3 protein-coding genes are annotated in these 3,607 nt (G+C 71.4%); all 3 read left to right on the top strand.

The features are described 5' to 3' along the window. On the top strand, positions 1 to 847 hold an 847-nt coding region (locus I0C86_RS26700), incomplete at its 5' end, for a tyrosine recombinase (protein WP_196204042.1). Between the two features lie 214 nt (positions 848 to 1,061). Further along, positions 1,062 to 1,997, top strand: coding sequence for a ParA family protein (locus I0C86_RS26695; RefSeq protein WP_196204043.1), 936 nt, complete (start codon positions 1,062 to 1,064; stop codon positions 1,995 to 1,997). Positions 1,998 to 2,372: 375 nt separating this feature from the next. Further along, a complete protein-coding gene (locus I0C86_RS26690; protein WP_196204041.1) occupies positions 2,373 to 3,440 on the top strand; it encodes a segregation and condensation protein A in 1,068 nt (355 codons plus the stop codon). Positions 3,441 to 3,607: the final 167 nt, after the last annotated feature.

Raw genomic sequence — 3,607 nt, 5'->3', positions numbered from 1 at the left:
GTACCTGGCGACGCTGGCCGACGACGGTGTCGAGGACCTGGAGGCGGTCGGGTCGGCGGAGATCGCCGGGCACGTCGCCCGGCTGAGGGCGGGTGACGACGCTCGCCCGCCGCTCTCCGCGGCCTCCGCCGCCCGGGCCGCCAGCGCGGTCCGCGGCCTGCACCGCTTCGCGGTCCGGGAGGGGTTGGTCGCCCAGGACGCCAGCCGGGACGTACGGCCGCCGGTTCCGCCCCGGCGGCTGCCCCGGGCGCTCGACGTCACCGAGGTGGTGCGGCTGCTGGAGATGGCGGGGGCGGTCGAGGCGGCCGGGTCCCGGGCCGCGTTGCCGCTGCGGGACCGGGCGCTGCTGGAATTCCTGTACGGAACGGGCGCGCGGATCTCCGAAGCCGTCGGCACGGCCATCGACGACCTGGATCTGGTGGACGGGTCGGTGCTGCTGCACGGCAAGGGGGGCCGAAGCCGACTGGTACCGGTCGGTGGATACGCCGCCGAGTCACTGCGGGCCTATCTGGTCCGGGCCCGACCGACGCTCGCCGCCGCCGGGCGAGGCACCCCGGTCGTGTTCCTCAACGCCCAGGGCGGTCCACTCTCCCGGCAGAGCGCCTGGACCATCCTGCGACGGGCCGCCGGACGGGCCGGGCTGCCGGTGGAGGGGCCGCAGGCGGTGTCCCCGCACACCCTGCGGCACTCGTACGCCACCCACCTGCTCGACGGCGGCGCGGACGTCCGGGTGGTGCAGGAACTGCTCGGCCACGCCTCGGTCACCACCACCCAGGTCTACACGTTGGTGACGGTGGAGCGGCTCAGGGAGGTCTACGCCACCGCGCATCCCCGGGCGCGTGGCTGAACCGGGTCTCCCGGTCGTCGCCTCGGGCCGGACGTCGGTGCTGGTTTTCCACCGGGTCGACACGCCGGGACGGTGCCCGCTACGGTGCGGCAACGTGGCGTAGAGTCGGGTTCGGCGCGGCCTCGTGGGACGGTAACCGAGGTTCGCGGCGGCGCCGCACAGGACACAGTTCGGCTCCGTGCCGGGCAGTCGTCGGGAGGGGGCGTACGAGGACATGGCTGGAAACGGTGACCGTGCCGAGGCGTGGACCTCGAGCCTGCGCGAGCAGCAGTCCGCCTTGGACCTCGGTGCTGAGTTGGGCCCTGCGGACCCGGCCGCCTACACGATACGCAAACCGATCCCCGAGCCCATGCCGACCGACCAACATGGTCCGGCGCGGATCCTCGCGATGGCCAACCAGAAGGGTGGCGTCGGTAAGACCACCACGACGATCAACCTCGGTGCCGCACTGGCCGAGTACGGTCGCCGGGTGCTGCTGGTCGACTTCGACCCGCAGGGCGCCCTGTCGGTCGGTCTCGGCGTCAACCCGCACAACCTCGACCTGTCGGTCTACAACCTGCTGATGCAGGAGGACATCGCTCCCGAGGACGTCCTGATCAAGACGGACGTGGCCGGGCTGCACCTGCTGCCGGCCAACATCGACCTCTCGGCGGCCGAGATCCAACTGGTCAACGAGGTCGCCCGGGAGATGGCGCTGGCCCGGGTGCTCAAGTCGATCCGCAAGGAATACGACTACGTCCTGATCGACTGCCAACCGTCGCTGGGCCTGCTCGCCATCAACGCGCTCACCGTGGCGCACAGCGTGCTCATCCCGCTGGAATGCGAGTTCTTCAGCCTCCGCGGGGTGGCCCTGCTGCTGGACACCATCGACAAGGTCCGCGAGCGGCTCAACTTCGACCTGGAGTTGGAGGGCATCCTGGCGACCATGTACGACAGCCGGACGACCCACTGTCGTCAGGTGCTGCAGCGGGTGGTCGAGGCGTTCGGCGACAAGGTCTACCAGACGGTGATCACCAAGACCGTCAAGTTCCCGGAGTCGACGGTTGCCGGTGCGCCGATCACCACCCTGGACCCCGCCTCCTCCGGCGCCCGCAACTACCGCCAGCTGGCCCGAGAGGTGATCGCCGCGCAGGCCGAGCGCGCGCGGTAACTACCGTGCGCCGTTCCGGCCCGGCCGAGCCGACGTCGACCGGTTTCTCGTTCCGTTCTCCGGGCTCGCGTCGATGCCCGCCGTGCTGAGGATCATCGGGTGACTGACGGTACGGGAGCGACGCTGGTGGCTGATGGGCCGGAACCGGTGGACTACGGTCGTCGGGTGAGTTCCCCGCCCGCTGCCACGTCCTCGCCGGACCCGGCGCAGTCCGCCGCGACCGGTGCCGACGCTCCTGCGGCTGATGATCTTGCCACTGCGGTCCGTCCGTCCGTCGGAGACGGCTCGTCGGCCAAGCCGGCCGGCGACGACGCCGGGTCGGGAGCGGGAGCTGACGAGGCTGCGCCAGCCGTCGACGGGGCCGATCCTGCGGTGATGGACGAGATCGAGTCGGCTGCGGACGAGATCGAGTCGGCTGCGGACGGGATCGAGTCGGCCGCGGACGGGACCGAGTCGGCGAGCGGCTTCACCGTACGGCTGGCGAACTTCACCGGGCCCTTCGACCTGCTGCTTCAGCTCATCGGCAAGCACAAGCTCGATGTGACCGAGGTCGCGTTGCATCAGGTGACCGACGAGTTCATCGCCTACATCCGGGCGATGGGCGACGCCTGGGACCTGGACGAGGCGAGCGAGTTCCTGGTCATCGCCGCGACCCTGCTCGACCTCAAGGCCGCCCGGCTGCTGCCGGCAGCACAGGTCGAGGACGAGGAGGATCTCGCCCTCCTGGAAGCCAGGGACCTGCTATTTGCCCGGCTGCTCCAGTACAAGGCGTTCAAGGAGGCCGCGGCGCACATCGCGGAGCAGGAGGCGGTGGGCTCCCGCCGTTACCCGCGCGCGGTCACCCTGGAGCCGCGCTACGCCGAGGCCCTGCCCGATCTGGTGCTCGGCATCGGCGTCCAACGGCTCGCCGCACTGGCGATCAAGGCAATGACCCCGAAGCAGGCCCCGATGGTCTCCATCGACCACGTGCACATGGTGCGGGTCAGCGTCCGCGAGCACGCGGCGCTGTTGCAGGATCGGTTGCGCCGGGCCGGTACGGCGACGTTTCGGGTGCTCTGCGCCGATTGTGAGTCCACCCTCGAAGTGGTCGCCCGGTTCCTGGCGCTGCTCGAATTGTACCGGGAAGGGCTGGTGGGCTTCGCCCAGGTCGAGGCGCTCGGCGAGCTCACCGTACGGTGGACCGGTCCCGACGACGGCGGAGCCGAGTTGGAGATCGACGAGTACGCGGGGGCGCCCGCGCCGGACGGGGTGGCGGTGCCGGGTGCCGCCGCGACGGATCCACCCGACCCCGGGCCGGAGTCGCCGGTGAATGGCGGGCCGGAGTCGCCGTTGAATGGTGGGTCGGAGTCGCCGTTGAATGGTGGGCCGGCGGCGGATGGTAGGCCGGCGGCGGACAGCGGGCCGACGACGAACGACGAGACGACGAACGAGGAGGCAGGGTGACCAGCGAGAAGCGGCCGGACTCCCTGGCCGAGCAGGCGGCGGCCTGGGTGCCGCCCTGGGAACGGGCACCCGCCACACCGCCACCGACGGAGCCCGGCCCCGACACCCCACCCTTCGAGCCCACGGCGCCCGGGCCGTCGAGTGCCGAGGGTGCGGCGGATGCGGAG

It is taken from the genome of Plantactinospora alkalitolerans, assembly GCF_015690345.1.
Classification (GTDB): Bacteria; Actinomycetota; Actinomycetes; order Mycobacteriales; family Micromonosporaceae; genus Plantactinospora; species Plantactinospora alkalitolerans.
Note: the sequence above shows the minus strand (reverse complement) of the source record. Positions and strands in the feature narration are given on the sequence as shown.